This is a genomic window from Pseudaeromonas pectinilytica (assembly GCF_054780855.1).
Window position 1 is genome coordinate 1 of the sequence record NZ_BAAGVN010000334.1, and the last position, 26169, is coordinate 26169.

The 26169-nt window shown below is 53.6% G+C and carries 26 protein-coding genes; 4 read left to right on the top strand and 22 right to left on the bottom strand.

Annotation, left to right across the window (positions count from 1 at the left end; all coding sequences use genetic code 11):
- Positions 1 to 124: 124 nt before the first annotated feature.
- The 10 genes from pepB (ACYVG7_RS15075) to trmJ all read right to left on the bottom strand — a co-directional run bounded on the left by pepB (ACYVG7_RS15075) (position 125) and on the right by trmJ (position 8985).
- The gene (gene pepB / locus ACYVG7_RS15075; protein WP_460883941.1) at positions 125 to 1417 is read right to left on the bottom strand and encodes an aminopeptidase PepB; all 1293 of its coding nucleotides are present in this window, start codon (positions 1415 to 1417) and stop codon (positions 125 to 127) included.
- Positions 1417 to 2712 (bottom strand): aminopeptidase PepB, encoded by a 1296-nt coding sequence (gene pepB / locus ACYVG7_RS15080; protein ID WP_460883917.1) that lies wholly within the window; start codon positions 2710 to 2712, stop codon positions 1417 to 1419. Before pepB (ACYVG7_RS15080) ends, pepB (ACYVG7_RS15075) begins: the two co-directional genes overlap by 1 nt.
- 151 nt (positions 2713 to 2863) lie before the next feature.
- The gene (gene fdx, locus ACYVG7_RS15085; protein WP_460883918.1) at positions 2864 to 3202 is read right to left on the bottom strand and encodes an ISC system 2Fe-2S type ferredoxin; all 339 of its coding nucleotides are present in this window, start codon (positions 3200 to 3202) and stop codon (positions 2864 to 2866) included.
- A gap of 1 nt (position 3203) precedes the next feature.
- Positions 3204 to 5051, bottom strand: a complete 1848-nt coding sequence (gene hscA / locus ACYVG7_RS15090) for a Fe-S protein assembly chaperone HscA (RefSeq protein WP_460883919.1) — start codon at positions 5049 to 5051, stop codon at positions 3204 to 3206.
- Between the two features lie 6 nt (positions 5052 to 5057).
- Positions 5058 to 5576, bottom strand: a complete 519-nt coding sequence (hscB, locus tag ACYVG7_RS15095) for a co-chaperone HscB (protein WP_460883920.1) — start codon at positions 5574 to 5576, stop codon at positions 5058 to 5060.
- An 86-nt stretch (positions 5577 to 5662) separates the two neighbouring features.
- On the bottom strand, positions 5663 to 5986 hold the full coding sequence (gene iscA, locus ACYVG7_RS15100) for an iron-sulfur cluster assembly protein IscA (RefSeq protein WP_460883921.1): 324 nt from the start codon (positions 5984 to 5986) through the stop codon (positions 5663 to 5665).
- A gap of 22 nt (positions 5987 to 6008) precedes the next feature.
- A complete protein-coding gene (iscU, locus tag ACYVG7_RS15105) occupies positions 6009 to 6395 on the bottom strand; it encodes a Fe-S cluster assembly scaffold IscU (RefSeq protein WP_460883922.1) in 387 nt (128 codons plus the stop codon).
- 32 nt (positions 6396 to 6427) lie between these two features.
- Positions 6428 to 7642: an IscS subfamily cysteine desulfurase gene (locus ACYVG7_RS15110; protein ID WP_460883923.1), complete on the bottom strand. Its 1215-nt coding sequence runs from the start codon at positions 7640 to 7642 to the stop codon at positions 6428 to 6430.
- Between the two features lie 34 nt (positions 7643 to 7676).
- On the bottom strand, positions 7677 to 8183 hold the full coding sequence (iscR, locus tag ACYVG7_RS15115; RefSeq protein ID WP_460883924.1) for a Fe-S cluster assembly transcriptional regulator IscR: 507 nt from the start codon (positions 8181 to 8183) through the stop codon (positions 7677 to 7679).
- An 82-nt stretch (positions 8184 to 8265) separates the two neighbouring features.
- Positions 8266 to 8985 carry a tRNA (cytosine(32)/uridine(32)-2'-O)-methyltransferase TrmJ gene (trmJ, locus tag ACYVG7_RS15120; RefSeq protein WP_460883925.1) on the bottom strand — a complete coding sequence of 240 codons (720 nt, stop codon included), beginning with the start codon at positions 8983 to 8985 and terminating at the stop codon, positions 8266 to 8268.
- A 141-nt stretch (positions 8986 to 9126) separates the two neighbouring features.
- Between trmJ and ACYVG7_RS15125 the strand changes: the two genes are divergently transcribed.
- Positions 9127 to 9495: a hypothetical protein gene (locus ACYVG7_RS15125; RefSeq protein ID WP_460883926.1), complete on the top strand. Its 369-nt coding sequence runs from the start codon at positions 9127 to 9129 to the stop codon at positions 9493 to 9495.
- Between the two features lie 14 nt (positions 9496 to 9509).
- Here the strand turns inward: ACYVG7_RS15125 and ubiT are convergent, their stop codons facing one another.
- Entirely contained in the window at positions 9510 to 10016 is a 507-nt protein-coding gene (gene ubiT, locus ACYVG7_RS15130; protein WP_460883927.1) for a ubiquinone anaerobic biosynthesis accessory factor UbiT, read from the bottom strand.
- 170 nt (positions 10017 to 10186) lie between these two features.
- Between ubiT and ubiU the strand changes: the two genes are divergently transcribed.
- A complete protein-coding gene (gene ubiU / locus ACYVG7_RS15135) occupies positions 10187 to 11182 on the top strand; it encodes a ubiquinone anaerobic biosynthesis protein UbiU (protein WP_460883928.1) in 996 nt (331 codons plus the stop codon).
- Positions 11183 to 11192: 10 nt separating this feature from the next.
- Entirely contained in the window at positions 11193 to 12074 is an 882-nt protein-coding gene (locus ACYVG7_RS15140) for a U32 family peptidase (protein ID WP_460883929.1), read from the top strand.
- 82 nt (positions 12075 to 12156) lie between these two features.
- On the opposite strand, the gene nlpI is transcribed toward ACYVG7_RS15140, so the two are convergent.
- From nlpI to ACYVG7_RS15175, 7 genes are all read right to left on the bottom strand, one after another.
- Entirely contained in the window at positions 12157 to 13083 is a 927-nt protein-coding gene (gene nlpI / locus ACYVG7_RS15145) for a lipoprotein NlpI (protein ID WP_460883942.1), read from the bottom strand.
- 186 nt (positions 13084 to 13269) lie between these two features.
- Positions 13270 to 14211 carry a protein translocase subunit SecF gene (secF, locus tag ACYVG7_RS15150; protein ID WP_460883930.1) on the bottom strand — a complete coding sequence of 314 codons (942 nt, stop codon included), beginning with the start codon at positions 14209 to 14211 and terminating at the stop codon, positions 13270 to 13272.
- 10 nt (positions 14212 to 14221) lie between these two features.
- Positions 14222 to 16075: a protein translocase subunit SecD gene (secD, locus tag ACYVG7_RS15155; protein ID WP_460883931.1), complete on the bottom strand. Its 1854-nt coding sequence runs from the start codon at positions 16073 to 16075 to the stop codon at positions 14222 to 14224.
- Between the two features lie 20 nt (positions 16076 to 16095).
- A complete protein-coding gene (yajC, locus tag ACYVG7_RS15160) occupies positions 16096 to 16431 on the bottom strand; it encodes a preprotein translocase subunit YajC (RefSeq protein WP_460883932.1) in 336 nt (111 codons plus the stop codon).
- 36 nt (positions 16432 to 16467) lie between these two features.
- A complete protein-coding gene (gene tgt / locus ACYVG7_RS15165) occupies positions 16468 to 17592 on the bottom strand; it encodes a tRNA guanosine(34) transglycosylase Tgt (RefSeq protein WP_460883933.1) in 1125 nt (374 codons plus the stop codon).
- A 49-nt stretch (positions 17593 to 17641) separates the two neighbouring features.
- Positions 17642 to 18685: a tRNA preQ1(34) S-adenosylmethionine ribosyltransferase-isomerase QueA gene (gene queA / locus ACYVG7_RS15170; RefSeq protein WP_460883934.1), complete on the bottom strand. Its 1044-nt coding sequence runs from the start codon at positions 18683 to 18685 to the stop codon at positions 17642 to 17644.
- Between the two features lie 339 nt (positions 18686 to 19024).
- A complete protein-coding gene (locus ACYVG7_RS15175; RefSeq protein WP_460883935.1) occupies positions 19025 to 19936 on the bottom strand; it encodes a LysR substrate-binding domain-containing protein in 912 nt (303 codons plus the stop codon).
- A gap of 124 nt (positions 19937 to 20060) precedes the next feature.
- Here ACYVG7_RS15175 and ACYVG7_RS15180 point away from each other — a divergent pair, with 124 nt between their 5' ends.
- Positions 20061 to 20663, top strand: coding sequence for a peroxiredoxin C (locus tag ACYVG7_RS15180; protein WP_460883936.1), 603 nt, complete (start codon positions 20061 to 20063; stop codon positions 20661 to 20663).
- 112 nt (positions 20664 to 20775) lie between these two features.
- On the opposite strand, the gene ACYVG7_RS15185 is transcribed toward ACYVG7_RS15180, so the two are convergent.
- From ACYVG7_RS15185 to malE, 4 genes are all read right to left on the bottom strand, one after another.
- Positions 20776 to 21912 carry an ABC transporter ATP-binding protein gene (locus tag ACYVG7_RS15185; protein ID WP_460883937.1) on the bottom strand — a complete coding sequence of 379 codons (1137 nt, stop codon included), beginning with the start codon at positions 21910 to 21912 and terminating at the stop codon, positions 20776 to 20778.
- 78 nt (positions 21913 to 21990) lie between these two features.
- Complete coding sequence (malG, locus tag ACYVG7_RS15190) at positions 21991 to 22881, bottom strand: maltose ABC transporter permease MalG (protein WP_460883938.1); 891 nt, start codon at positions 22879 to 22881, stop codon at positions 21991 to 21993.
- A gap of 11 nt (positions 22882 to 22892) precedes the next feature.
- Complete coding sequence (gene malF / locus ACYVG7_RS15195) at positions 22893 to 24530, bottom strand: maltose ABC transporter permease MalF (protein ID WP_460883939.1); 1638 nt, start codon at positions 24528 to 24530, stop codon at positions 22893 to 22895.
- A 64-nt stretch (positions 24531 to 24594) separates the two neighbouring features.
- A complete protein-coding gene (gene malE / locus ACYVG7_RS15200; RefSeq protein ID WP_460883940.1) occupies positions 24595 to 25776 on the bottom strand; it encodes a maltose/maltodextrin ABC transporter substrate-binding protein MalE in 1182 nt (393 codons plus the stop codon).
- Positions 25777 to 26169 lie beyond the last annotated feature (393 nt).

Here is a 26169-nt window from a genome sequence, read left to right on the forward strand (position 1 = left end):
TCCAAGTCATCCCATCACCACCACGGTGACCGGATAGCGCCTGTCACGGCGCTGCGCGCCATGCCCGGCGCACATAAAAAAAGGGGAAGCCACCGGCTTCCCCTTGTTGTTACTGAGCGCATGCTCACCGGGCCGTTTCGGCCAATAGGCAACGCGCAATCGTCGTCATACCCGCCGCCGTAGCGCCTGCAGCCCAGAGTGAACTGCCGTTGTCGCTGAAGGCGGCAGCCAAATCCAGATGCAACCAACCTTCGCCCTCACGCGGAACAAAGCGGGAGAGAAACCCCGCGGCGTTGGAGGCGCCACCCGGACCACCGCCCTTCATCGGTCGGGAGTTGGTGGTATCGGCATAGTGGGAAGGACACTGCTGCCGGTGCCAACGCGCTAGGGGCAACGGCCAAAAGTCCTCGGCTTGCTGCTCGGCATGCAGCATAAAGCGGCTCTGCAAGGCATTATCCAATGCAAACAGGCCATGATAATGCCCGCCCAGTGCCATATAGGCCGCACCGGTCAACGTCGCAGCATCGATGATCAGTGGTGCACCGGTTTCTGCGGCCGCCAACAAGCCATCTGCCAACACGAGCCGTCCTTCGGCATCGGTATTGACCACTTCGACACTGACACCATTCTTGTAGTGCAGTATGTCCCCCAGCTTGAAGGCGTTGTCATTTACCAGATTCTCGGCACAGCACAAGAAGAGTTTCACCCGTTGGTTCAAGCCTTGCTGGATGGCAAAGCCCAGAGCGCCTGCCAGTAAGGCTGCTCCGCCCATGTCACTCTTCATGGTCAACATACCTTCTGAACTCTTGAGACTGTATCCGCCAGAGTCGAAGGTGATCCCCTTGCCAACCAGGCAGGCGGCAACGGGCGCCCGACGGTCGCGAGTTGGATTGAAATCCAGCTCCAGCAGCACCGGCTCACGTCGACTAGCCCGTCCCACTGCATGCAGGCCAACCCATCCAGCCTCCAGCAACGCATCCCCCTTGAGGATGCGATGACTGATTTGCGTGGGGGCGAGTTCGGAGAGGAAGGTGACACTTTCCAGCGCCAAATCCAGAGGTCCTAGCTCCTGGGGAGACAGATTCGTCAGTCGTCGAACCCAGGTGGCACAATATAGTCGTTGCTCCAACTCCAGTAGTTCGACTTCCGGCGCGTCCGCCCAGCGCAGGGTCACGGTCTCCGCCCCGGCAGTCGGCATATAGCCTTGGGCAAAAGCCCATTGTTGCGGCATGCTCCAGTGACCCATCAACTGGACCGCCTTGATACCCAGCCCGGCAATGCGACGCGCCGCCTGTTGCAGCGTCATTAACGCCGAGCCATCCGGCAGGTGGATCTGCAAGCCATGGGTGCTATGGCTCACCAGATTATTCTCCCCCCACTCGGCAGGTGCCGGATGAGTAACCAGATGGATCTGCATCATGCACACACCTCCCGCAACCAGCGGGCTATGGTCCGCACGCCATGCCCCTTACCACCCGCGGCCCACAGCTCATTACCATTTTTCTGATAGGACGCGGAAAGGTCCATATGTACCCAGTCCATACCAGACGGCACAAACCGGGACAGGAAGGCGGCCGCCGTAGTCGCACCGGCCGTTCCCTCCGCAGAGGCTACATTGCCCAATTCAGCAAAGTTGGAGGTCAGCTGCCCCAGATGCCAGCTTTCCAACGGCAATGGCCAGGATTTCTCGTTCTCTTCACTGGCCCAACGGCACAGTTGCAGTGAGCGCATCTCGTCCAGACTGAGCACTGCGTGATAATCCCGTCCCAACGCCACCTTGGCGGCTCCGGTCAGGGTAGCAGCATCCAGAATATGTCGGGTCCCGGTTTCAGCAGCACACAGCAGGCCGTCGGCTAATACCAGTCGCCCTTCCGCATCGGTATTCAGGATCTCCACACTCACGCCGTTGCGATAGGTAAAGATATCGCCCAGTTTGAATGCATCGCCGCTGACCAGATTTTCAGCGCAGCACAAGAATAGTTTTACCCGCGCCTTGAGCCCTTGTCGGATGGCGAGCGCTAACGCGCCGCTAACCATAGCGGCCCCTCCCATGTCCGATTTCATCGGCAGCATGTTATCGGAATCTTTGAGGCTGTAACCGCCCGAATCAAAAGTGATTCCTTTACCCACCAGACAGGCGGCCACCGGAGCCGATGGATCGCCACTGGGGTTATAGTCCAGTACCATCAGGGCGGGCACTCGCGCACTGCCGCGACCCACCTGGTAGATGCCGATATGGCCCTGATCCTTGAGGGCTTCGCCACTGATGATCTCGAAACTGATCGCTTCTGGAGCCTGCTGACCGATAAAGGTCGCCGCTTGTTCCGCTAAGGTTTGCGGATACAACTCCTCCGGCGTGGCATTGGTGAGCTGGCGTACCCAGCGCGTGACTTCGAGCAACGCATCCAGCTGACGCTGTTCGGCGGCAGCCATATCGCCGAGATACAGACTTTGGCCAGCACGAGGATTGTAGAACCCCTGATAGAAGGCGTAGCGGCGCTCCAGATCCCAATCACTGCCAACCAGAGCAATCTGTTTGATTCCCTGACTATCGAGGCGACGGCCAGCGCGCTGGATCAGGCGTAAACACTCGGCTTCACTACCGACCAGATGGATCGCGGTGCCACTCTGGTTAAAACTGATAAGCGCCTTATCCCCCCATTGGGCATCGGCGGGATGATCGGCAAGCATGACTTTCATAATGGCGGACATAGGGCTGGCAATCCTTTTTCAGAAACAGTGACGATGAATGCAAAAGGCCACACCTGGGTGGCATGGCCTTTAATTTATGCGGCTTTGCTGATCCAGACCAGCATAATTGGCTGCATCTGGAGCATCCGGGACGAGGGCATAGTCCGGCAGCCTAGTGACGTTCGGAAGCCAGATTGATAGTGTATTTGGGTATATCCACCACCAGATCGGCATCCGCAACCCGAGCCTGACAGCTGAGTCGAGATTCCGGCTCCAAGCCCCAGGCTTTATCCAACATGTCATCCTCCAGCTCATCGCTGGGCTCCAGGGAGTCGAAGCCTTCACGCACGACACAATGGCAGGTAGTGCAGGCACAGGACTTCTCGCAGGCATGTTCGATCTCAATATGGTGCTGCAGCGCCACATCGAGGATGGTTTCACCGCGGGTTGCATCGACAACCAAGCCTTCCGGACACAGGGTCTCGTGCGGCAGAAAAATAATCTTCGGCATATTACACCTTGTCTATCTGTTGCCCTTGTAGGGCGTGACGGATGGAGGCGTCCATCCGGCGGGCGGCAAATTCGGCCGTGCAATGGTCAACCTCGGTGATGGCGGATTTGATAGCCTCCACATCTGAACCCTGGCGGCACACTCGCAAGCGGGTCAGCGCGGTTTCAATCACCGCCCGATCTCCTCGCTCCAACAGGGTCGCACCATCCTTGATCAGCGCCTGCTCGACGCCCTCGAGTACCCGATCGGCCTCGACTTGCTGTTCTGCCAGCATGCGGGCCTGGATATCCTGTTCAGCAAAGCGCAATGAATCCCGCAGCATGTTGGCGATTTCATCCTCATGCAATCCATAGGAGGGTTTGACCTCGATGGCCGCTTGCACGCCGGAACTCTTTTCCTGGGCGCTGACGGCCAGCAGGCCATCTGCATCCACCTGGAAGGTCACCCGGATATGGGCGGCCCCGGCAGCTAGAGGAGGAATATCACGCAGGGTAAAACGCGCCAGCGAGCGACAGTCGCTAACCAGCTCCCGCTCGCCTTGCACCACATGCAGGGCCATCGCCGTCTGCCCATCCTTGAAGGTGGTGAACTCCTGGGCCCGCGCCACGGGTATGGTGGTATTGCGCGGAATGATCTTCTCCACCAGCCCGCCCATGGTCTCAAGCCCCAAGGACAACGGGATCACATCCAGCAATAACATCTCGGTCTCAGGCTTGTTACCCACCAGCACATCGGCCTGGATAGCGGCGCCAATAGCCACAACCTTGTCCGGATCGATACTGGTCAAAGGGGTACGGCCAAAGAAGGCGCCAACCCGCTCCCGCACCAGAGGTACGCGCGTCGAACCACCAACCATCACCACCTGCAGGACCTCGGCGGCCTCGACCTCGGCGTCTTTGAGCGCACGGCGACAGGAGAGCAAGGTTTTCTTCACCAACGGCTCGATCAGCGACTCGAACAGAGCACGGCTCACCTCACCCTGCCAGCCCAAGAAGCTGGCAGCGACGCTCGGAACATCGGTCAGTCGTTGTTTGACTGCACAGGCCAAGTCCAGCAACTCGCGCTGCTGCTCCGGTGTTAACGCGTCAGTCGGTGCTGCTTGCGCCAGTAACCAGTCGGCCAGCAGATGATCAAAGTCATCCCCACCCAGTGCGGAGTCACCGCCGGTGGCCAAAACTTCGAACACACCACGATGCAAACGCAGAATGGAGATATCAAAGGTTCCGCCCCCTAAATCATAGACAGCAATCAAGCCTTCCTGACCGGAGTCCAGGCCATAGGCCACCGCCGCTGCTGTCGGTTCATTCAGCAGGCGCAAGACATGTAGACCGGCGAGCAGGGCCGCGTCCTTGGTCGCCTGACGTTGGGCATCGTTGAAATAGGCCGGCACGGTAATCACCACGCCGTCGAGCTCAGCGCCCAGAGTATGAGTTGCGCGTTGAGCCAGAGCCTTGAGAATTTCAGCAGAGACCTGGACCGGATTCACCGCGCCTTGCACCGTTTCAATCTGCGCCATGCCATGGAGATTGGCACTGAACTGGTAAGGCAGACGTTGTTCATCCACGTCACTGGCGGCTTTACCCATCAAACGTTTGATGGACGACAGCGTATTGCGCGGGTCCTGGGCGGCCCCCTGTTTGGCCTCATGGCCAACTCGCAGGCCATCGGCTTGATAATGCACGACGGACGGTAACAGGTGACGCCCCTGCTCATCCGCCAGGGTTTCAGCGCTGGCACTGCGCACCACGGCCACCAGTGAATTGGTGGTTCCCAAATCGATTCCTACCGCCCACTTGTGTTGATGGGGAGCGGCGCTGAGGCCGGGTTCGGCAATGTGTAATAAGGCCATGAAAAGTTACAAGTCCATCAAAGAGTCTTCGAGCCGGCTCAATTCTTCGCGCAGTTTGCGTACGAACTTGAGCTTGCGAATAAGATCGGCAGCAGAAGTCAGTTCTGCTGCGGCGAGAGCTTGCTGCAGGGCAAGCATCAAATGATTGAATTCACTGCTGATCCGCTGTTCAAAGATTGGAATACCTGCTTCCGGATCTGCAGACTCCCGCAGTTCCTCCAGCTCTTCACGCCAGGTCAATTGCTGGATCAGAAATGTCGTATCTTGCAGTGTTTGTTGCTCACCACGGATGTCCAACCCCTGCAACATCAGCAGGTACTCGGCGCGGGCCAGGGGATCTTTCAGGGTCTGATAGGCAGCATTGATGTTGCTGGCTTGCTGCATGGCGAGCAGGCGCTCATTTTCTGGCGCCGATGCCACGCGATCGGGGTGGAACTGTTGCTGCAATTGGCGATAGGTTTCAGCCAACTGATGGCTATCCAGTTCGAATTGCGCGGGGAGTTGAAACAGCTCGAAATAATTCACGATGCACTCTCAAGACCAGGCGTCGGTGATAATGACCAAAAAGGGTGACAAACGGCCGAGCCATTTGCCACCCCGGGGAGCTGCTGCTATACCGTGAAGCTCTCGCCGCAACCACACTCCCCTGTCTTGTTCGGGTTGTTGAACTTGAAGCCTTCGTTCAAACCTTCTTTAACAAAGTCCAGCTCAGTGCCGTCCAGATAGATGAGACTCTTGCTGTCGACGATAATGTTGACACCAGCGATGTTGAACACTTCATCATCACCCTGGGTTTCGTCAACAAACTCCAGTACATAGGCCATGCCTGAGCAGCCGGAGGTTTTCACGCCAAGGCGCAGGCCAATCCCCTTGCCACGGCTTTGCAGGAATTTTTTGACCCGCTCGGCAGCGGCCTCTGTCATGGTTACAGCCATCTCTCATCCACCTTCTAAATACTTACTCGAGGCCTTTCTTTTGCTTGTAATCGGCAATGGCTGCCTTGATAGCATCTTCGGCCAGGATCGAGCAATGGATCTTCACTGGCGGCAAGGCCAACTCTTCGGCGATATCGGTATTCTTGATCGCCTGAGCCTGCTCCAGCGTCTTCCCCTTCACCCATTCAGTGACCAGAGAGCTGGACGCAATAGCCGAGCCACAGCCATAGGTCTTGAATTTGGCGTCTTCAATCACGCCAGCATCGTTGACCTTGAGTTGCAACTTCATCACATCACCACAGGCTGGTGCGCCGACCATTCCCGTTGCGACATTGGGATCATTCTTATCGAAAGACCCAACGTTACGTGGGTTTTCATAATGGTCAATGACTTTCTCGCTGTACGCCATGTATCACCTCCAACTAACTGCATTCTAACGGCTTAGTGATGAACCCACTCGACCTTGGTCAGGTCGACACCATCCTTGAACATGTCCCATAACGGTGACATCTCGCGTAAGCGACTGATCGATTCATTCAACAACTTCACCGTGTAATCAATTTCCTCTTCCGTGGTAAAGCGGCCGATAGAGAAACGAATGGAGCTGTGTGCCAGCTCATCACTCAAGCCCAAAGCCCGCAATACGTAGGAGGGCTCTAGGCTGGCAGAGGTACAAGCCGAACCGGAAGAGACCGCCAGATCCTTGAGCGCCATGATGAGGGATTCACCTTCCACATAGGCAAAGCTAACATTCAAATTACCCGGGACCCGGCGTTCCAGATCACCGTTGATATAGACCTCTTCGATATCTTTGAGGCCTTGCCACAACCGATCCCGCAGGGTCAGGATCCGGGCTTCTTCGTCCGCCATTTCCAGCTTGGCAATGCGGAAAGCCTCACCCATGCCGACGATCTGGTGTGTGGGCAGAGTACCGGAACGCATGCCGCGCTCATGACCACCACCATGCATCTGGGCTTCCAGACGCACCCGTGGCTTACGGCGGACGAACAGAGCGCCGATCCCCTTGGGACCATAGATCTTGTGTGCGGACATGGAGAGCAGATCAATCTTCATCGCTTCCACATCGATGGCAATTTTGCCCACGCTTTGCGCGGCATCGACATGGAAGAAAATCTTGCGTGCCCGGCACAGCTCACCAATCGCCGCCACATCCTGGATCACTCCGATTTCGTTATTCACATGCATCAGACTCACCAGAATAGTGTCATCGCGCATGGCGGCTTCGAGCTGTTGCAAGGTCACCAAGCCATTCGGCTGCGGATCCAGATAGGTAACCTCAAAGCCTTCACCTTCCAGATAACGGCAGGGATCCAGTACCGCCTTGTGTTCCGTCTTGCAGGTGATGATGTGTTTACCCTGCTTCTGATAGAAGTGCGCAATGCCCTTGATGGCCAGATTATTGGATTCGGTGGCCCCGGAGGTAAAGACGATTTCACGGGGGTCGGCACCAATCAGATCGGCGATGTGGTTGCGCGCCTCATCGACCACCTCTTCGGCTTGCCAGCCGAAACGGTGGGAACGCGAGGCCGGGTTACCAAAGATGCCATCCAGGGTCAGGCATTGCATCATCTTCTCGGCAACACGAGGATCCACAGGCGTAGTGGCAGAGTAATCCAGATAAATCGGCAGCTTCATTGTTCAAACACCTCGAAAAGGGTTGGGGTATCATTTAGCCCAGTTGGACGGTGACATTCACCGGATCAATTTCCAACTTGTGACCATGGGATACCACCACCTGTTTTTGTTTGTCTTGTCGTTCCGCAATCCGCTTCACATCAGCCTGGGTCACCAGTTCACCCAGCGTAATTTCGTCCAGAAAATTACTGATCCGGCTACTCAGATCGCGCCACAGAGAATGCGTCAGGCATTGAGTTCCACCCTGGCAACCATGCTGGCCATGACAACGAGTGGCATCGACCGACTCATTCACGGCCGAGATCACCTTGCCAATGGAAATAGTGTTGGCATCCATCCCCAGGCGATAGCCACCGCCCGGCCCACGCACACTCGCCACCAGGCCTTGCTTGCGCAGCTTGGAAAATAGTTGTTCCAGATAGGAAAGTGAAATGCCTTGCCGCTCGGAAATATCAGCCAGGGGAACGGGCCCCTGTTCAGCATGTAACGCCACATCGAGTAGTGCGGTGACGGCATAACGCCCTTTAGAAGTCAGTCTCATGGCAAAGCACCCTATCACATTAAGCTGTGATCATGCTCCCATGTCCGAGTCTTTTAGTCAAGTATTTAACCCTACCGTTGAGTCAGGTATTACGTAGCGTTTTCTGCACTGCGGTCAGGATACCGCGTAAGATATTCAACTCTTGGCTATCGGGTCGCGCGCGGTTAAACACGCGACGGAGTTTGCTCATCACCTGGCCCGGATGGTCGGTACGCAGGAAGTTAACCTGAAGCAGCAACTGTTCCAGATGAGCATAAAAACGATCTAAATCCTGCTGTTGTGGATAATCATCCACGGTCTCGGGTACCCTGTCGTTGGCCAGATGATGCATCCGCACTTCATAACAAATCGTCTGCACCGCCATTGCCAAATTCAACGAGCTGTAGTCGGGATTGGCTGGAATGCAGACGTGATAATGGCACTGCTGCAACTCCTCGTTCGTCAGACCCGTGCGCTCACGGCCAAACACCAGAGCAACCTTGTGTTGCGTCGATTCGAGGATGGACTTGGCTCCTGCCTCACGCGGGTCCAGCAATGGCCACTCCAGAGTCCGGCTTCTGGCACTGGAACCAATGACCAGGCCACAGTCCGCAACGGCCTCCGCCAATGAGGTGACGGTACGAGCGTTTGCCAACACATCCACAGCCCCAGCAGCCATGGCGATGGTCTGACCATTCGGTGCCTCCACCGGATCCACCAACACTAAGTCGTGAATGCCCATGGTTTTCATGGCGCGCGCGGCAGAGCCGATATTACCGGGATGGGAGGTATTGACCAGAACAATGCGGATATTATCTAACATCAAGGAAGGCTGACTTAATCGAACGAAGCGCGAACTTTAACATGCACGGCCTGGCTTGTCCCTCTTCCCGGGAATGCATTGCCGAAGTGACATTTATTATCTATCTTTGAAGGGCGGTTATCTCCTTGCGAGGACACCCCCATGCTGCCACGTCTGCTCTACGAGTCGCTCCCCCTACTGTACATTCTGGCTGGGCTGTTTTTCTTGGTCATCACAAAGCAACCCTTACTGCTGTTTGCCGGTCTGTTGCTCTATACCTGCGGCACGCTGATTTGGGTGATGCGTTCCGGTAATCGCCGCACCGACAACATCCGCTACGCTAACAAGCTCAGAATGACACCCGAGTGGCTGTATGAATTACAGCCCTTTATCCAGATTGGGCTGGTACTGCTGTTATGGCGCCAACCCCTGGCATTGTGGCTGCAATTGCTCAGTCTACCGCTCGTGGCCTGGGCACTCATTTGCCTGCAGCGGCGCAGCCACTTCCGACACCACAAGATACCCCATTGATCTTTAGACGCGACTCAAGCCGGTTGTGCCGGATTAAGCGGTAACCCGCGCTGCACAAAACTGGCCAGATCCGTCAATCCATGTTTGAGTAAACTTGGCAGCACATCCAGGTCAATACTGTCCATCAGGTTTTTGACTTCCAACCCCAACTCCGTATCCCCCTCAATGCGGAGTCGCCGCTGGAAGAACAGGCTATCCGGATCCTCTTTACGACCGGCGATCAGGATCAAGTCATTGAGTTGCGCAGCAAAGCTGACATCCACCCGGGGGGCGGCCTCGGCTATCAGCAGTTGCTCACTCTGATAACTGATAAACCATGCCAGTCCCAGATCCTCAATGGCAATCTTCAGCCACTTGTCTTGCAAGAACTCAAAATCACCATCCGCCAGCGCCTCCTTGAATATCAGGCGCAAACCATGGCCCATCAACGCTTGTTGCAGGGGAAAAGGGACCAGACGAGCGGGGATGCGCAGCATATCAGGGGCGCGTGAAACCAGCATATGATGCAAACGGGTGAACACTATTCAGATCTCCTCAAAGGACAGAGTTGCATCTAATCACATTTCACCGCAGGGATTTCTGTTGAAAATCAAGTTTCTCCCGCAGGGTGACAGAAAACTGCCTCAAGTCAAAACCCAGTCCCACTCCGCTCTCTACAATGCCAACCATTCAACGAGAAGTGGAAAATGCCATGGAATTACTCTGTCCGGCCGGTAATTTACCTGCGCTGAAAGCGGCCATCGATCAAGGTGCCGATGCCGTGTTTATCGGCTTTAAAGACGACACCAATGCCCGACATTTTGCAGGCCTGAACTTTGATGACAAAAAGCTGGCGCGTGGAGCTGAATATATCCATCAGCACGGACGCAAACTCCATGTCGCCATCAACACCTTTGCCCATCCGGATGCCGGAAATCGCTGGCGGCAAGCCGTGGATCGGGCGGTGGATCTCGGTGCCGATGCGCTGATCATCGCCGATATCGCGGTCCTGGATTACACCCGACAACGCTATCCACAGATGGAGATCCACCTGTCGGTGCAAGCCTCCGCCACCAACAGCGCTGCCGTGCGTTTTTATCAGGATAATTTCAACATCAAACGGGTCGTCTTACCCCGGGTGTTGTCGATCCATCAGGTCAAACAACTGGCCCGAGAAACGACAGCCGAGCTGGAAGTGTTTGCCTTTGGCAGCCTTTGCATCATGGCCGAAGGTCGCTGCTACCTCTCCTCCTATCTCACCGGCGAGAGCCCCAATACTGTGGGGGCCTGCTCACCCGCGCGCTTTGTCCGTTGGCAAGAGACGCCAGACGGCCTGGAATCCCGACTCAATGAGGTGCTTATCGATCGCTATGCACCAGGTGAAAATGCGGGTTATCCGACGCTGTGCAAGGGGCGCTACCGCGTTGGCGAGCAGCTATTTCACACCCTGGAAGAGCCCACCAGTCTCAATACCCTATCCTTGCTGCCGGAGTTATTCGCTTGTGGTGTGCGCTCGGTCAAGATCGAAGGCCGTCAGCGCAGTCCAGCCTACGTGGAACAGGTAACCCGAGTCTGGCGGGCCGCCATCGACAGCTACCTCGCCAATCCACAAGCCTATGCCGTGAAGGCCGCATGGGATCAACAGTTGGCTGCGGTATCTGAAGGCAGCCAAACCACCCTCGGCGCCTATCATCGGCAATGGCAGTAAGGAGCATGTTATGAAGTTATCTCTGGGTCCCCTGCTCTACTTCTGGCCAAAGGCCACTATTGACAGCTTTTATCGCCAAGCCTGCGATAGCGCAGTGGATATCGTCTATCTGGGCGAAACAGTCTGCAGTAAACGCCGGGAGATGCGGTTGGCCGACTGGTTGAAACTGGCCCATCCCCTGCGGGAAAGCGGCAAGCAGGTGGTGCTGTCGACGCTAGCCCTGATCCAGTCGCCTTCAGAACTCACCGAAATGAAACGCTGGATTGAGAATGGCGAATTGATGATCGAAGCCAATGATCTGGGAACCATACAACTGGCGTTCGAAGCAGGGTTGCCCTTCGTCTGCGGACCTGCCATCAATTGCTATAACGCCGACGTGGTTGAACTGCTGGTACGAAAAGGGATGCAACGCTGGGTCATGCCGGTAGAGCTGTCCCGTGACTGGCTGCAACAGCTACTGAATGATTGTACAGATCGCCAGATCCGTCAGCGTTTCGAGGTCGAGTTATTTGCCTACGGCCACCTGCCTCTGGCTTACTCTGCGCGCTGTTTTACGGCCCGAGCGGAGAACAAGCCCAAGGATCAGTGTGAGCTGGCTTGTTTGGCCTATCCACAAGGTCGAGTCGCCGAGAGTCAGGAGGGCGATGCCGTGTTTGTGCTCAACGGCATCCAGACTCAATCCGGTTATTGCTATAACCTGATCCGGGACTTGCCCTCGATGGCAGGCTTGGTCGATGTGGTACGCCTTAGCCCCCAGGGTGACGAGACTTGGTCCTGGCTGGCACAGTTTGACCAGGCCCGTACTGGACAAGGCCCTGCAATCGCCTTACAAGCAGGTGAATGCAATGGCTATTGGCACCGCATCGCGGGTATGTCCATCCAGACCGAATGATGCAGCACCACCCATAAAAACGGGACCTCGAAGGTCCCGTTTTTTATACTCATCATGACAGCGATGATTAATGGCGGTCAGCTCACATGGTGGCCTCTTCATCGGCCAGCTTGGGGTCGAGCAACAACAGCTCCAGCATCGCATATCGATGCTCGATAAAGTCATAGACATTATTGGCCATCGATAATTTGAAATAACTCGCCGCCAGTGCGTGCTCTCCCTGCAGCAGATGGAGCTTGCCGAGATAGAAATAACTTTCACACAACCGCTCGGCTAACTCTTTATTATTGCGTGAGCTCTGAGCCAGCTTGGAAATGAATTCGGACTCCGATTGCTGACCGGCAAACACCGAGACAATAGACCAGCCCCACTCATCCCCCGAGTGCTGTTTAAACCGACGCAATAACGCCTTATCGGCTTGTTCCTTGTTCACCTCGTGCTCGGCCATATAGAGCCATAACACGCGATAGGGATCCTCGGGGCGTCGACGATAAAACTCGGAAAGATCTTCGACCGCCAGCTTGGCCCGCTGTCCGTAATACAAAGCGATCCCGCGATTGAGGAAGGCATAATCATAGTCGGGAGCCAGTTCCAGTGCCGAATCAAAGGCATCATAAGCCTCGTCAAAGCTCTGCTGCTGGGTCAGATAAACGCCGATAAAATTATAGGCTTCGGCGAAGTCGGGACGTTCACGTAAGGCACGATTGAAATCAATACGCGCCATGGTTCGCAAGCCAACCCGATCAAATACCACTCCACGCTCATAATAGAGTTCAGCCCGCTGATCAGGATTCAGATCGGGAGAGGATAGCAATTGGCCGATTTTCGCCAAAGCCAATTCATTCTGATAGCTGACTTGCAGGGGAACAGCCAATACGGCCACAGGCTTGTCATTTCGAGCCTGACCTTGGGTGGCGGCATCCATGCTGCTACAACCATAAAGTGACGACAAAACCAGCACGCAGACAAACTGCGCAAATCCATTTCTAAAATCCAATGAGAGCTCCAAAACCCGGACAGGTTTGATGTCGTTAATGTTAAGGGGCTCGCTCGCATTTGTCATGCAAAGTTCAGAGGGATTTCCCTCTACACCACAGATAGAGAGGTTCCGCTCATCACGGGGAATATAAAACAGAAAAATTCAGACCAAGATAAGCAAAAGGCGCCATAAGGCGCCTTTGTCATCTCTAGAGCTTTATAGTGATTCAACTTCCGAATCGTCCTTGCTCACTTCTACCGGCAACAAATGTTCACGGCGAACCTTCAGGTACATCGCCCAGGCACTAGCAACATAGATAGAGGAGTAAGTACCAAAGCCGATGCCGATCAGCAGGGCTGTGGCAAAGCCATGGATCAAAGGCCCCCCCATCACGAACAGAGCAACCACGGTAAACAAGGTGGTTCCTGAGGTGATCAAGGTCCGGCTTAAGGTCTCGGTCATCGAAATATCGATAATTTCCTGCATATCGCCCTTCCGCAGGCGGCGTGCGTTCTCCCGAACCCGGTCAAATACGACTATGGTATCGTTGAGCGAATAGCCCACAACCGTCATCACAGCTGCCAATACGGTCAAATCGAACTCGAACTGGAACCAGGAGAAGACCCCCAGCGTCACCAGCACATCGTGCGCTAATGACAGGACCGCCCCTGTCGCCATCCGCCATTCAAAGCGAAAACCAACATAGGCCAGGATACACAGCAACGAAGCGACAATCGCCAAGAAGCCACTCTGCGCCAGTTCAGCTCCCACCGCCGGTCCAACAAACTCCAATCGACTCAGCTTCACCGATTCGGATACAGCCTTGCCTGCCGTTGTGACCGCAGTTGCTAATTGCTGTTGATTGACCTCGCCTTTGGGCGCCAGCCGGATGAGAACATCACGGGTTGAACCAAAGAACTGTACAACAGCTCCTTCGATTTTTTGCTCAACCAGAGCGGTCCGGACGGTATTGAGCTCAACCGGCTGCTCATAATTTAACTCAACTATGGTACCGCCGGTAAAATCCAGTCCCCAATTCAGCCCGCGCGTGGCAAGGCTGAAAATGCAGAAAGCAATAATAGCCAGCGACATCAGAGTCGCCGGAAATGCCAAACGCATAAAGGGGATCACATGGCCCGGTTTTAATAATTGGAACATTGCATCACCCTCAAATGGACAGATCGTTCAAACGCTTACCACCCCATAACAGGTTCACCACAGCACGGCTGGCTGTGATGGCGGTAAACATGGAACTGGCAATACCGATCATCAGCACCAAAGCAAAACCGCGCACCGGACCTGACCCCACAGAGAACAGAATGAAGGCCGTAATCAGCGTGGTGATGTTGGAGTCGGCGATGGTGGCAAATGCACGCTCATAACCGAGATTAATCGCTTGTTGAGGACTGCGCCCTTCGCGCAACTCTTCGCGGATCCGCTCATAGATGAGAACGTTGGCATCCACCGCCATGCCGAGGGTCAGGACGATACCGGCAATGCCAGGCAAGGTCATGGTAGCCCCCGGGATCATGGACATGATGCCGACCAGCAAGACAACGTTGAAGCACAGCGCCAAGTTGGCCACCAGACCAAACTTGCGATAGTACAGGGCCATAAACAGCACCAAGACACCCATCCCCAACGCCATGGCACGCAGACCACTGTCGATATTCTGCTGCCCCATGCTCGGGCCAATGGTGCGCTCTTCGACAATCTGGATCGGCGCGATCAGGGCACCCGCACGCAGCAACAACGCCAGGTTATGAGCCTCTTGCGGATTATCAATCCCGGTAATGCGGAAGTTATTTCCGAGGCGTGACTGGATAGTGGCGACGTTCACCACCTCTTCATGCTTACGGAATTTACGCTTACCATCTGGGCCAGGTTCCCCGACTGGCTTGAACTCGATGAACACGGTCGCCATGGATTTGCCAACGCTATCCTTGGTGAACGTGGACATCTTATTACCGCCCAGGCTATCCAGGCTGATATTCACCTGTGGTCGGCTGTACTCATCAGCACCTGACTTGGCATCCACGATGTGGTTACCCGTCAAAATAACTCGCTTTTGCAATACAACTGGGCGGCCACTGCGATCGGTGTAGAGCTGTGAATTGGCAGGAACTCGACCGGCAGCGGCGCTGGCCAAATCCGCCGAATCATCCACCATGCGGAACTCGAGTGTCGCCGTCGCACCAAGAATTTCCTTGGCGCGTGCGGTATCCTGGATCCCCGGCAGTTCAACCACGATGCGTTCGGCACCTTGACGTTGAACCAGAGGTTCCGCCACCCCCAATTCATTCACCCGATTCCGGATGATATTGATGTTCTGCTCCAGCGCGTAACTCTTGGTTTCCTTGAGTTTTGCTTCACTCATGGAAGCCGTTACCAAGAATTGGCCATTGCGCTCCTGATCCACAAACAGCAGATCGGGATGCTTGGCGCGTAACTCGGTCAGGCCTGCCTGCTGGGATACCTGATCACGGAAAGCAACGACCACATCACCACCATTGCGACGCACGGCCGCATAGCGAATGTCTTTGCCGCGCAGTTCAGCGCGGAAATCCTGAACCATCTGATCCTGAGACTTACTCAACGCCTCGGCCATATCCACTTCCATCAGGAAGTGCACACCGCCGCGCAGATCAAGGCCCAGCTTCAGCGGACCAGCACCGATAGCCGTCAGCCACGCCGGAGTGGCCGGAGCCAGGTTCAACGCCACAATGAACTGATCACCCAAGGCCGTTGTCACCAATTCCTTGGACTTGAGTTGATCGTCGGTATTGGTAAAGCGAACCAGGATCTGGCCTTTTTCCAGTACCGCAGACTTGAACTTCAGACTGTGTGTATCGAGAATTTTCTTAACATCATCCAGCGTTGAGGCTTGAACCTCAGCACCACGGGCAGCGGAGACCTGCAAAGCAGGATCTTCACCGTACAGATTGGGGGCTGAATAGAGAAAACCTACGATGACGACCAGCACCACCAGCAGGTTTTTCCATAGCGGAAACCGATTTAACACGGCTGACTCCTAACGGCAAATTACAGAGACTGAATAGTGCCCTTCGGCAAGACAGCTGTGATGTAGTCTTTCTTGATGGTGATCTGAGTTTGATCATTCAATGCCAGCACCAGAAAATCACTATCAGCCGCAACCTTGCTGATCTTGCCCACCAGCCCCCCGGACGTCAGGACTTCATCCCCCTTACCCAGTGAGGACATCAGATTTTTGTGTTCTTTCGCGCGCTTGGATTGTGGGCGAAAGATCATGAAATAGAAGATCAGGCCGAATACGGCCAGCATGATGATCATTTCCATTCCACCACCCGCAGGACCCGGTGCAGCGCCCTCGGCATAAGCCTTGGAGATAATATCCATTGTGTTTCCTCGTTATTACTTATGTTGATGTTGTAGTTAATCAGCCAAAGACGGCGTTGGCTTGCCTTGGCGGCGATAGAATTCTTCGACAAAGGCGTCTAATGTACCCGCATCGATTGCGTCCCGCAAACCTTGCATCAGGCGCTGGTAATAGCGCAGGTTATGGATGGTGTTCAAACGCGCGCCGAGGATTTCATTACAGCGATCCAGGTGGTGCAAGTAGGAGCGTGAATAATTTTGACAGGTGTAGCAATCACAGTCTGCATCAAGGGTTGAGGTGTCGTCTTTATGCTGAGCATTGCGGATTTTTACCACACCATCGGTGGTGAAAAGATGACCGTTGCGGGCATTGCGAGTCGGCATCACACAATCAAACATGTCGATACCACGACGAACACCTTCCACGAGATCCTCCGGCTTACCGACACCCATAAGATAGCGGGGTTTATCCTCCGGGATCTGAGGACACACATGTTCCAGAATACGGTGCATATCCGCTTTGGGCTCACCCACCGCCAGACCACCAACCGCATAACCATCAAAACCAATATTCAGCAGCCCCTTGAGGGAAATATCCCGCAGATCTTCATAGACGCCCCCTTGAATAATGCCGAATAGCGCATTTGAGTTATTTTGCAGGTTGAAGTGCGCACGGGAACGATCCGCCCAACGCAGAGACATCTCCATTGATTTCTTGGCCACTTCCCATGTTGCCGGGTACGGTGTGCACTCATCAAAGATCATCACGATATCGGAACCCAGGTCATACTGGATCTCCATCGACTTTTCCGGGGACAAGAAGATTTTTTCCCCATTAACCGGATTGCGGAAGTGCACGCCCTCTTCGGTAATTTTGCGAATATCACCCAGGCTGAACACTTGGAAACCGCCGGAGTCGGTCAGGATCGGGCCATGCCAGTTCATGAAATCATGGAGATCTCCATGCTTTTTCATCACCTCTTGCCCAGGACGGATCCACAAGTGGAAGGTATTTCCGAGCAGGATCTCGGCGCCGGTGGCCTTGACCTCTTCCGGGGTCATCCCCTTGACGGTGCCATAGGTACCGACTGGCATGAAAGCGGGAGTCTGCACAGTACCGCGTTCGAACACCAACTGACCGCGGCGCGCGCGACCCACTACTTTTTTCAATTCAAACTTCATATGAACCTCAAGGTCAGAGAAACAGTCTGACAAAGTGATGACCGCGAACTTAGCGCGACCTCGTAACAAACATGGCATCACCGTAGCTGAAGAAGCGATAGCGCTCGGTGACGGCGGCCTGGTAGGCGGCCATGACATGGGAATAACCAGCAAAGGCCGATACCAGCATGATCAATGTAGATTCCGGCAGATGAAAATTGGTGATCAGTGCATCAACGACCTGGAACTGATAACCGGGGAAAATAAAGATATCCGTATCGCCATAAAAAGCACTCAGGTCGGTGCCCTGTTGCTGACTGACGCGGGCGGCACTTTCTAAGGAGCGCACAGACGTAGTACCCACCGCCACCACTCGACCACCACGTTGACGGGTGTTGGCAATTTGTTTCACCACTTCATCAGGAACTTCGACATATTCCTTATGCATGTGGTGATCTTCGATGCGATCGACGCGCACCGGTTGAAATGTCCCGGCTCCGACATGCAGCGTCACAAAGGCAAACTCCACTCCCTTGGCTCGTAGTGCATCAAGCAGTGCCGCATCGAAGTGTAAGCCAGCCGTCGGCGCGGCAACCGCACCGGGCTTGGCGTTATAAACCGTCTGGTATCGCTCTTTATCCGCTTGCTCATCCGGCCGATCAATATAGGGCGGCAACGGCATATGGCCAATCGCCTCTAGAATAGAGATCACATTTTGCTCACCGGAAAAATGCAACTCAAACAGCGCATCATGACGCGCCACCATGGTCGCCTCGATTCCCTGTTCAAACTGCAGCAAAGTTCCGGGTTTGGGTGCCTTGGAAGATCGGACATGGGCAAGAACTGAATGCGAGTCGAGGATCCGTTCAACCAGAACCTCCAGTTTGCCGCCACTGGCTTTTTGCCCAAACAAGCGCGCAGGAATCACCCGGGTGTTGTTGAAAACCAGAAGGTCACCAGCATGAAGCAAATCGAGTAGATCCATGAAACTGCCATGGCTAATCTGTCCACTGTCCCCCGCTAATTTCAGCAAGCGACTCGCAGTTCGTTCAGGCATCGGATACCGTGCAATCAGTTCATCGGGCAAGGCAAAATTGAAATCAGAAACCTGCATGGGCACCTCTGGTTTTACAAGAAGCGCACAGTCTAGTGACACGGCTAGTTCGGATCAAGCAACACGCGACGGCGTGGACATCCAGCGACACCAAGATGGCGAGTCAAGGGCAATACGTGGACGACAATATTGAAATATTACTACCAACCTAACTGAAAACAGTTTCATTGGTGTCTTTTATTCGCCACTCACGATCTGAATATTGAAATAAAACTACAAAACCTCTACTATGACCCCATGCTCTGAAGTTGGTTAGTCCCAATGTTCCCTGAGCGAGTTTGCAACCCCTTTGTTTTACGATTAAGCCCCTTATAACCCGGCCTAGGTGCCGGGATTTTTTTATCTGCAGCAAGCGGCCAGACAGTCGGCAACCAGATTGCCAAACGTATAAAAGGTTTCGACCCGTGTAGAGCTGGGTCGCCATACCAGCCCAATCTCCCGTGAGGCTAACTGGACCGACGGCGATAAAGCCACGAGTTCGGTTCGCTGTAACACACCACTATGAATCGCCATCTGCGGGAGAAAGGTTGCTCCGACCCGGGCCGATACCATCTGGATCAAGGTGTAAAGGCTCGTAGCCGCAAACGGATTAATCTTACTTCTATCCGCCATATGACAAGCGGCCAAGGCATGCCCTGTAAGGCAATGCTCTTGCTCCAGGAGATAGATCGACTGATCGGGTAGCAAGCGATAGTCGGCAGAGTTTTCCAGCTGTGCGGCAAGAGAGCGGTGTAAAACCAATTTGAAGGGATCATGACCGACACTGCGGCTATGCAAACCCCGCAACTCATAGGGTAGAGCTAACACCAGCAAATCCAGCTCCCCGGCTTCCAACTGCAGCAGTAAATTGGCAGACGTGTCTTCACGCAGCAGAAGTTGCAGCTCGGGGAATTGCAACGAGCTCTGAGTCACCAGATCAGAGAGCAGGAATGGCGCAATGGTAGGAATGCAACCAAGGCGCAGCGTACCACTCATGACGCCCCCCTGAACCGATGCCAAATCCAGCATATCCTTGGTCTGGGAGAGGATACGGCGCGCACGGTCGACAACCTCAAGCCCCGCCATGGTAATGATGAATGCCTTATGATCTCGCTCGATCAACTGCACACCCAGCAACTCTTCTAGTGTCTGGATCCCCGTGCTCAGGGTCGACTGGCTGACAAAACACTGTTTTGCCGCGCGATTAAAATTCTGGCATTCGGCAAGAGCCACCAGATAGTGTAACTGCTTCAGGCTGGGCCAACGACTCATCGGAAAATACGATTAGGGTTATCTATTTTTTTTAATTTAACACAAATAGAACAAGGTTTAGACTCGAGCTTGTCTAATATAAAAAATGTGCGTGTCACTTTGTCATCACTCAAAGGAGAACAACATGGTACTGGTAGGACGTCCTGCACCCGACTTCACCGCTGCGGCAGTTTTAGGTAATGGTGAGATCGTTGATAGTTTCAATCTGAGCTCATTCATCAAAGGTAAGGCTGCGGTTGTTTTCTTCTACCCGCTTGACTTCACCTTTGTCTGCCCATCAGAACTGATTGCATTTGACCACCGCTTCGAGGAATTCCAAAAGCGCGGCGTTGAAGTAATTGGGGTCTCCATCGATTCCCAGTTCACGCATAACGCTTGGCGTAATACCAAGATTGCTGATGGCGGTATTGGTGCCGTCAAGTATCCATTGGTCGCAGATGTCAAACACGAAATCTGCAAGGCTTATGACGTAGAGCACCCGGAAGCAGGCGTTGCCTTCCGCGGTTCATTCCTGATCGATAAAGCCGGATTAGTCCGTCATCAAGTTGTCAATGACCTGCCGCTGGGCCGGAACATTGATGAAATGTTGCGTATGGTTGATGCCCTGCAGTTCCATGAGGAACACGGCGAAGTATGTCCGGCACAGTGGCAGAAGGGCCAGACCGGTATGGAAGCATCGCCCGAGGGCGTTGCCAAATATCTCGCCTCTAACGCCGACAAACTGTAATTCCTGCAAAAAACAAACGCCGCTATGCTAGCGGCGTTTTTTTATGCTTGGATGACCCAATTAGCGCAATAAAAAGCGGGGCATAAGCCCCGCTTCTACTAAACGCTCTGTATTAAGAACGGTTGTACTTGGTTGTCCGTGGGAACGCCTGTTCTTTACTGTCGAACAGGTAGCACGCCTGAGCAGGAACACCGACTTCCAGGGTATCACCGGTATCAACCGGGATTTCACTGGCGGCCTTGACGGTAAAGTCTTTACCATCAACTTCCATATACACGAACGATTCTGCACCCAAGTGCTCGGCAACCTGAACCAGACCAGACAAGCGGCCAGCAGCATCCGGATGATCGACCGGTACCAGATGTTCAGGGCGAACACCCAGTTCAACCTTGTCACCTACTTCAGCACGACGCGCATCGACGCAAGCAGTGATGATGTCGCCAGTCGTCAGCTTCACCTTACACTTGTCTTCACCAATCTCGATCAGCTCGCCATCCAGGAAGTTCATCTTCGGTGAGCCGATGAAACCAGCCACGAACTTATTGGATGGATTGTGATACAGATCCAATGGTGAACCGTACTGCTCCAGATTGCTCTCGGCGGTATCCTTGAGCGGACTCAGAACCACAATCTTGTCGGCCAGGGTCATTGCTTCAACCTGGTCATGGGTAACATAGATGATGGTGGAGTTCAGCTCTTTATGCAGCTTGGCGATTTCGATCCGCATCTTGACGCGCAGCGCAGCATCCAGGTTTGACAAAGGTTCATCAAACAGGAAAACCGATGGTTGTTGCACGATAGAACGGCCGATCGCCACACGTTGCCGTTGACCACCGGACAGAGCCTTCGGCTTGCGCTCCAGCAACGGAACCAGACCCAGAATATCCGCCGCACGGGAAACGCGCTTGTGGATAGAATCCTTGTCCATTTTCTTCAGCTTGAGGCCGAATGCCATATTTTCATAAACATCCATATGCGGATAAAGCGCATAGGATTGGAATACCATGCCCACGTTCCGCTCTACCGGCGGTACATCGTTCATGTAACGGCCACCAATAGTCAACTCACCGGAGGTGATGTCTTCCAAGCCGGCAACCATACGCAACAGCGTAGATTTACCACAACCAGACGGACCTACGAAGACAACAAACTCGCCTTCTTTAATATTGAGATTAATGTTGCGCAGTGTGTCTTTCAGAGAAGAAGGATCATAATTCTTGCGAACATTATTCAGAACTACTTCAGCCATGAGTCGCTCCGCTGTAAAAATCGAAAATTATATGGAAACCAATTCAGGGGAGAGGCCTCTCTCCCCCTAACATATTTTTTAACCCTTAACGCCACCAGCGGTCAGGCCGCCAACCAACCAGCGTTGAGCCAGCAGGAATACGATGGTGATGGGTAAGCCGGACATTACAGCCGCAGCGGCAAAGTCACCCCACAGATAATTCTGTGGATAGAGGTACTGTTGAGCACCCACCGCGAGTGTCAGGTTGTTTACGTCTGACAACAGGATGGAGGCCATAGGAACCTCAGTGATTGAACCGATAAAGGAAAGGATGAACACCACAGCCAGAATCGGAACAGAAAGAGGCAACAGAATCAGACGGAAAGCCTGCCAAGGCGTTGCACCGTCAATCGCTGCCGCTTCCTCCAGAGACGGATCGATCGTCTCGAAGTATCCCTTGATGGTCCACACATGCAGAGCGATACCCCCCATGTAGCCCAGAATCAGACCACCGTGAGTATTCAACCCGAGCCAAGGAACATAGTCACCAATCTTGTCAAACAAGGCATAGATGGCAACCAGAGCCAGTACGGCAGGGAACATCTGGAATATCAGCATACCTTTCAAAATCGTTTCTTTACCACGGAACCGCAGACGCGCGAAAGCATATGCAGAGGTCGTGGAAAGAACAACGATAAAGATAGAGGTGATACCGGCTACCTTGATGGAGTTCCACAGCCACAACAGTACCGGGAATGGTGGTGGTGTGACATTACCATCAACGCTGGTAATGCTCATCCCTAACGCCAGACGCCAGTGATCCAGCGTCGGGTTGGAAGGAATGATCTCGCCGACCGAGAAATTACCAGTACGGAACGAGATGGCAATAACCATGATGAGCGGGAACACAATCAATGCGATGAAGCCCAACATCACCAAGTGAGTAGCCCACAGCCGGTATTTGATTGATTTAGGTTGAACAATAGCCATTGTCTAAGTCCTCAAATCTTGTCAACTTTGGACAACTTCAGGTTCAGCAGGGCCAACGCGCCAACAATCAGGAAGATTGCAGTCGCAATTGCACCAGCCAGACCGTAGTCCTGACCACCAGCACCCTGGAACGCGATGCGGTAGGTGTAGCTAACCAAGAGGTCGGTTGTACCTGCCGGGGTCGTAGCACCCACGATGTCAGGTTCACCATTGGTCAACAGTTGAATCAATACGAAGTTGTTGAAGTTAAAGGCGAATGAAGCAATCAACAACGGAGTCAGTGGTCTCATGAGCAGAGGCACTGTGATCTTGAGGAAGTTCTGGATTGGACCAGCACCATCCATCGCGGATGCTTCGTACAAATCTTCAGGAATAGACTTCAACAGCCCCATACACAGAATGATCATGTAGGGATAACCCAACCAAGTATTCACGATGAGAATCATGGTCTTGGCTAACATCGGGCTGGTATACCACTCAGGTTTGTCAAAACCAAACATGTCAAAGAGCATGTTGATTTCACCAAAGTTCTGGTTGAACAAGCCCTTGAATACCAGGATGGAGATGAATGCTGGCACCGCGTAAGGCAATATCAGCATGACGCGGTAGAAACCACGACCTCGCAACTCGTCCCATTGCACCAGGCAGGCCAGAACCATACCGATGGCTAGAGTAAAGCCGACCGAGCAAGCAGCAAAAATTACAGTCCAGACAAAGATTTGCAGGAATGGGCCTTGAATACCCGGGTCAGTCAAGATGCGTAGGAAGTTCTTCCACCCCACATTGACGACGAAGCCTGGAGCAAAGCCTTCACCAACAAAAACATTCTCGTCATTTACGTACTGGAAGTAACCTGTTTCCATATTCGGAAGCATGATTTGCCCAGTCTCGTTATTACGCAGAATGTGCGGATTGCTAAGCTGAATACCGGTCTTCAGAGTGAAACCACTCTGCAAATGGGTAAACAGCGGCTTTTGCGCTGCAAACTTTCGCATGCCGGTCATGCTCAGCTGGGTGCCATCCGGCAGCAGCAGAGACATTGCGGTCAAATGACTCTTATGGCCAACAATTTCCCGGATCGGTGCTTCTGGGGCCGGAGCATCCCCCTCGAACGGAACCAGTTTGATCTCGGCTTTCGCCGCCAAACTATTCGAGGATGATTTCAGCTCAGCATTGGTCCACAGTTGCATCGGATTGCTGATATAAGACACACCATCTTGCTTGAGTAACAGTTGGAAGCGTTGCTCGCCCCGATCAAGCAGAGAAAAGTCAAACTCGCCACCTTTGACCTTATAGGTCTTTTTCAGGTGGTAAGCGCTGGCGTGTTCCAATGACAGCAGGTTTGCACCTGAGTAATTGGTAAAGGCAATACTGATGGTATATGCCAACGGGAAAATGATAAACGCGACCATGCCCGCCACACCCGGGAAGATGTAACGATGTGCATAAGTCTTTTTGTTGAGGAACACATAGACACCGGTGCCAACAAGAACCAGGTCCAACAGAGCGAAAGCTATTTCGCCGCCGGCATACATCATGACAACAGCATAGCCATTCAAAATCACAACCAGTGAGGCAACCAACCATTTAATCCAGGCAGACCTGGAGGCAGAAGCCGCATTGGTATCAACAGACTGGATTTGTTCCATGCCCAAAAACCTTCATAACGCCAAAAAAAAATGGAGACCCCGATCAACAGGGCCCCCCAATCATTTATTGCACGATACGACGTGCTGCGGTGTCCAGAGCTTCGTCAAGAGTCTGACGGCCCGTGGTCGCATTTTTCAGTGCTGTTTCAAAAGATGACCAGAAGCGAATCATTTCAGGAACGCTAGGCATCGGCTCGCCATTCAAAGCATTGGTCATGGTAGCTTGAATACGCGGATCCTTGGCCAGAGTCGCTTGGAAAGACTTCAGAGCAACAGCGCCCAGCGGCTTGTCGCTGTTCACTGACTTCAGACCATCATCGGTCAGCAAGTAGTTTTCCAGGAACTCGATCGCCAGATCCTTGTTCGGGCTGGCCGCGTTGATGGTTGCACCCAACACACCGACGAAAGCCTTGGCAGGCTTGCCGTTCAGAGTTGGCAGCGGAGCTACAGCGTAGTCAACCTTGGCAGCATCGTAGTTACTCCAAGACCATGGGCCGTTGATGATGGCAGCCACTTCACCCTTGGAGAACTTGGCATCCATTACACCGTAGTCAACACCCTTCTCCATATGACCACTCTTGACCATATCAACCAGGAATTGAACACCAGCCTTGGCACCGGCATTGTTCACGCCAGTATCTTTCACATCATAGCCAGTAGCAGTCTTCTTGAAGGCATAACCACCGTTAGCCGCAACCAGCGGGTAGCTGAAATACGGAGTGGTGTAGGCCCACATAACGGCACGCTTGCCTTCAGGCTTCAGTTTCTCGTCCAGCTGATTCAGCTCTTCGAAAGTCTTCGGCGGGGTAGCCAGCAGCTTCTTGTTGTAGATCAGGCCAACAGCTTCAACAGCTACCGGGTAACCGTAGAACTTGCCGTCCACTTGCATAGCATCCCACGCGAAGTTTTCGAACTTGCCCTTGGTAGCAGCGTTTGGAGTAACCGGAACGATCAGACCTGATTTAGCCCACTCGCCGTAACGATCGTGTGCCCACAGGAAGATATCAGGGCCGTTGCCGGTAGCAGCGGTCTGCTGGAACTTAACTTCTACTTGGTCAGGGTGAGCAACAGTGACTTTGACGCCTGTCGCTGCTTCGAACTTCTTACCTACTTCAGCCAGGCCGTTATAGCCTTTGTCACCGTTGATCCAGATGGTGAGCTGACCTTCCTCGATCGCTGCACTGGCAGCAGAAGCCATACCCAGTGTTGCAAGCCCGATAAAAGACGCGAGAATTTTCTTTTTCATTAGCCTTTCCTTACTTAGTTGTTAGTCCCACGCTGAACACGCTGTAATAAGCCTGTGTGCGGGGAGCATATTAGAGCATGCCCCCTGTTGGTCCTATGACGGATCTCGCATTTTTGGAAAGACAGAAGCGAAACGCCGATAAACACAAACTGAAACCATTTTCTGGTATCGGTTTCATTTCAAAGTATTGATTACAGCTTGTTGAAAATTGTTCAACGAGTAGACAAGGGACATTTTACTGACGCCTCGGCGCCCAGAGAAACGAGGCAGATCCATAAAAAAGGAAGCAGAAAAAACAGTATCCAAAATACGGCGCTGTTCCCTTTACGTGTTGGGGGCAATCTATACTTGCAGTAAGTTCGCTGGACTGAGGTGCCCGCTATGGATACCAAC

What these genes read in the sequence shown, in the direction of transcription:
- hscA (WP_460883919.1), bottom strand. Translation starts at nt 5,051, where the DNA reads ATGGCCTTATTACACATTGCCGAACCCGGCCTCAGCGCCGCTCCCCAT.
- ACYVG7_RS15180 (WP_460883936.1), top strand. Translation starts at nt 20,061, where the DNA reads ATGGTACTGGTAGGACGTCCTGCACCCGACTTCACCGCTGCGGCAGTT.
- queA (WP_460883934.1), bottom strand. Translation starts at nt 18,685, where the DNA reads ATGCAGGTTTCTGATTTCAATTTTGCCTTGCCCGATGAACTGATTGCA.
- malE (WP_460883940.1), bottom strand. Translation starts at nt 25,776, where the DNA reads ATGAAAAAGAAAATTCTCGCGTCTTTTATCGGGCTTGCAACACTGGGT.
- trmJ (WP_460883925.1), bottom strand. Translation starts at nt 8,985, where the DNA reads ATGTTAGATAATATCCGCATTGTTCTGGTCAATACCTCCCATCCCGGT.
- fdx (WP_460883918.1), bottom strand. Translation starts at nt 3,202, where the DNA reads ATGCCGAAGATTATTTTTCTGCCGCACGAGACCCTGTGTCCGGAAGGC.
- ACYVG7_RS15125 (WP_460883926.1), top strand. Translation starts at nt 9,127, where the DNA reads ATGCTGCCACGTCTGCTCTACGAGTCGCTCCCCCTACTGTACATTCTG.
- malF (WP_460883939.1), bottom strand. Translation starts at nt 24,530, where the DNA reads ATGGAACAAATCCAGTCTGTTGATACCAATGCGGCTTCTGCCTCCAGG.
- iscU (WP_460883922.1), bottom strand. Translation starts at nt 6,395, where the DNA reads ATGGCGTACAGCGAGAAAGTCATTGACCATTATGAAAACCCACGTAAC.
- ubiU (WP_460883928.1), top strand. Translation starts at nt 10,187, where the DNA reads ATGGAATTACTCTGTCCGGCCGGTAATTTACCTGCGCTGAAAGCGGCC.
- iscR (WP_460883924.1), bottom strand. Translation starts at nt 8,183, where the DNA reads ATGAGACTGACTTCTAAAGGGCGTTATGCCGTCACCGCACTACTCGAT.
- yajC (WP_460883932.1), bottom strand. Translation starts at nt 16,431, where the DNA reads ATGGATATTATCTCCAAGGCTTATGCCGAGGGCGCTGCACCGGGTCCT.
- ACYVG7_RS15110 (WP_460883923.1), bottom strand. Translation starts at nt 7,642, where the DNA reads ATGAAGCTGCCGATTTATCTGGATTACTCTGCCACTACGCCTGTGGAT.
- pepB (WP_460883941.1), bottom strand. Translation starts at nt 1,417, where the DNA reads ATGCAGATCCATCTGGTTACTCATCCGGCACCTGCCGAGTGGGGGGAG.
- ACYVG7_RS15185 (WP_460883937.1), bottom strand. Translation starts at nt 21,912, where the DNA reads ATGGCTGAAGTAGTTCTGAATAATGTTCGCAAGAATTATGATCCTTCT.
- pepB (WP_460883917.1), bottom strand. Translation starts at nt 2,712, where the DNA reads ATGTCCGCCATTATGAAAGTCATGCTTGCCGATCATCCCGCCGATGCC.
- iscA (WP_460883921.1), bottom strand. Translation starts at nt 5,986, where the DNA reads ATGGCTGTAACCATGACAGAGGCCGCTGCCGAGCGGGTCAAAAAATTC.
- malG (WP_460883938.1), bottom strand. Translation starts at nt 22,881, where the DNA reads ATGGCTATTGTTCAACCTAAATCAATCAAATACCGGCTGTGGGCTACT.
- secF (WP_460883930.1), bottom strand. Translation starts at nt 14,211, where the DNA reads ATGTTCCAATTATTAAAACCGGGCCATGTGATCCCCTTTATGCGTTTG.
- ACYVG7_RS15175 (WP_460883935.1), bottom strand. Translation starts at nt 19,936, where the DNA reads ATGAGTCGTTGGCCCAGCCTGAAGCAGTTACACTATCTGGTGGCTCTT.
- tgt (WP_460883933.1), bottom strand. Translation starts at nt 17,592, where the DNA reads ATGAAGTTTGAATTGAAAAAAGTAGTGGGTCGCGCGCGCCGCGGTCAG.
- ACYVG7_RS15140 (WP_460883929.1), top strand. Translation starts at nt 11,193, where the DNA reads ATGAAGTTATCTCTGGGTCCCCTGCTCTACTTCTGGCCAAAGGCCACT.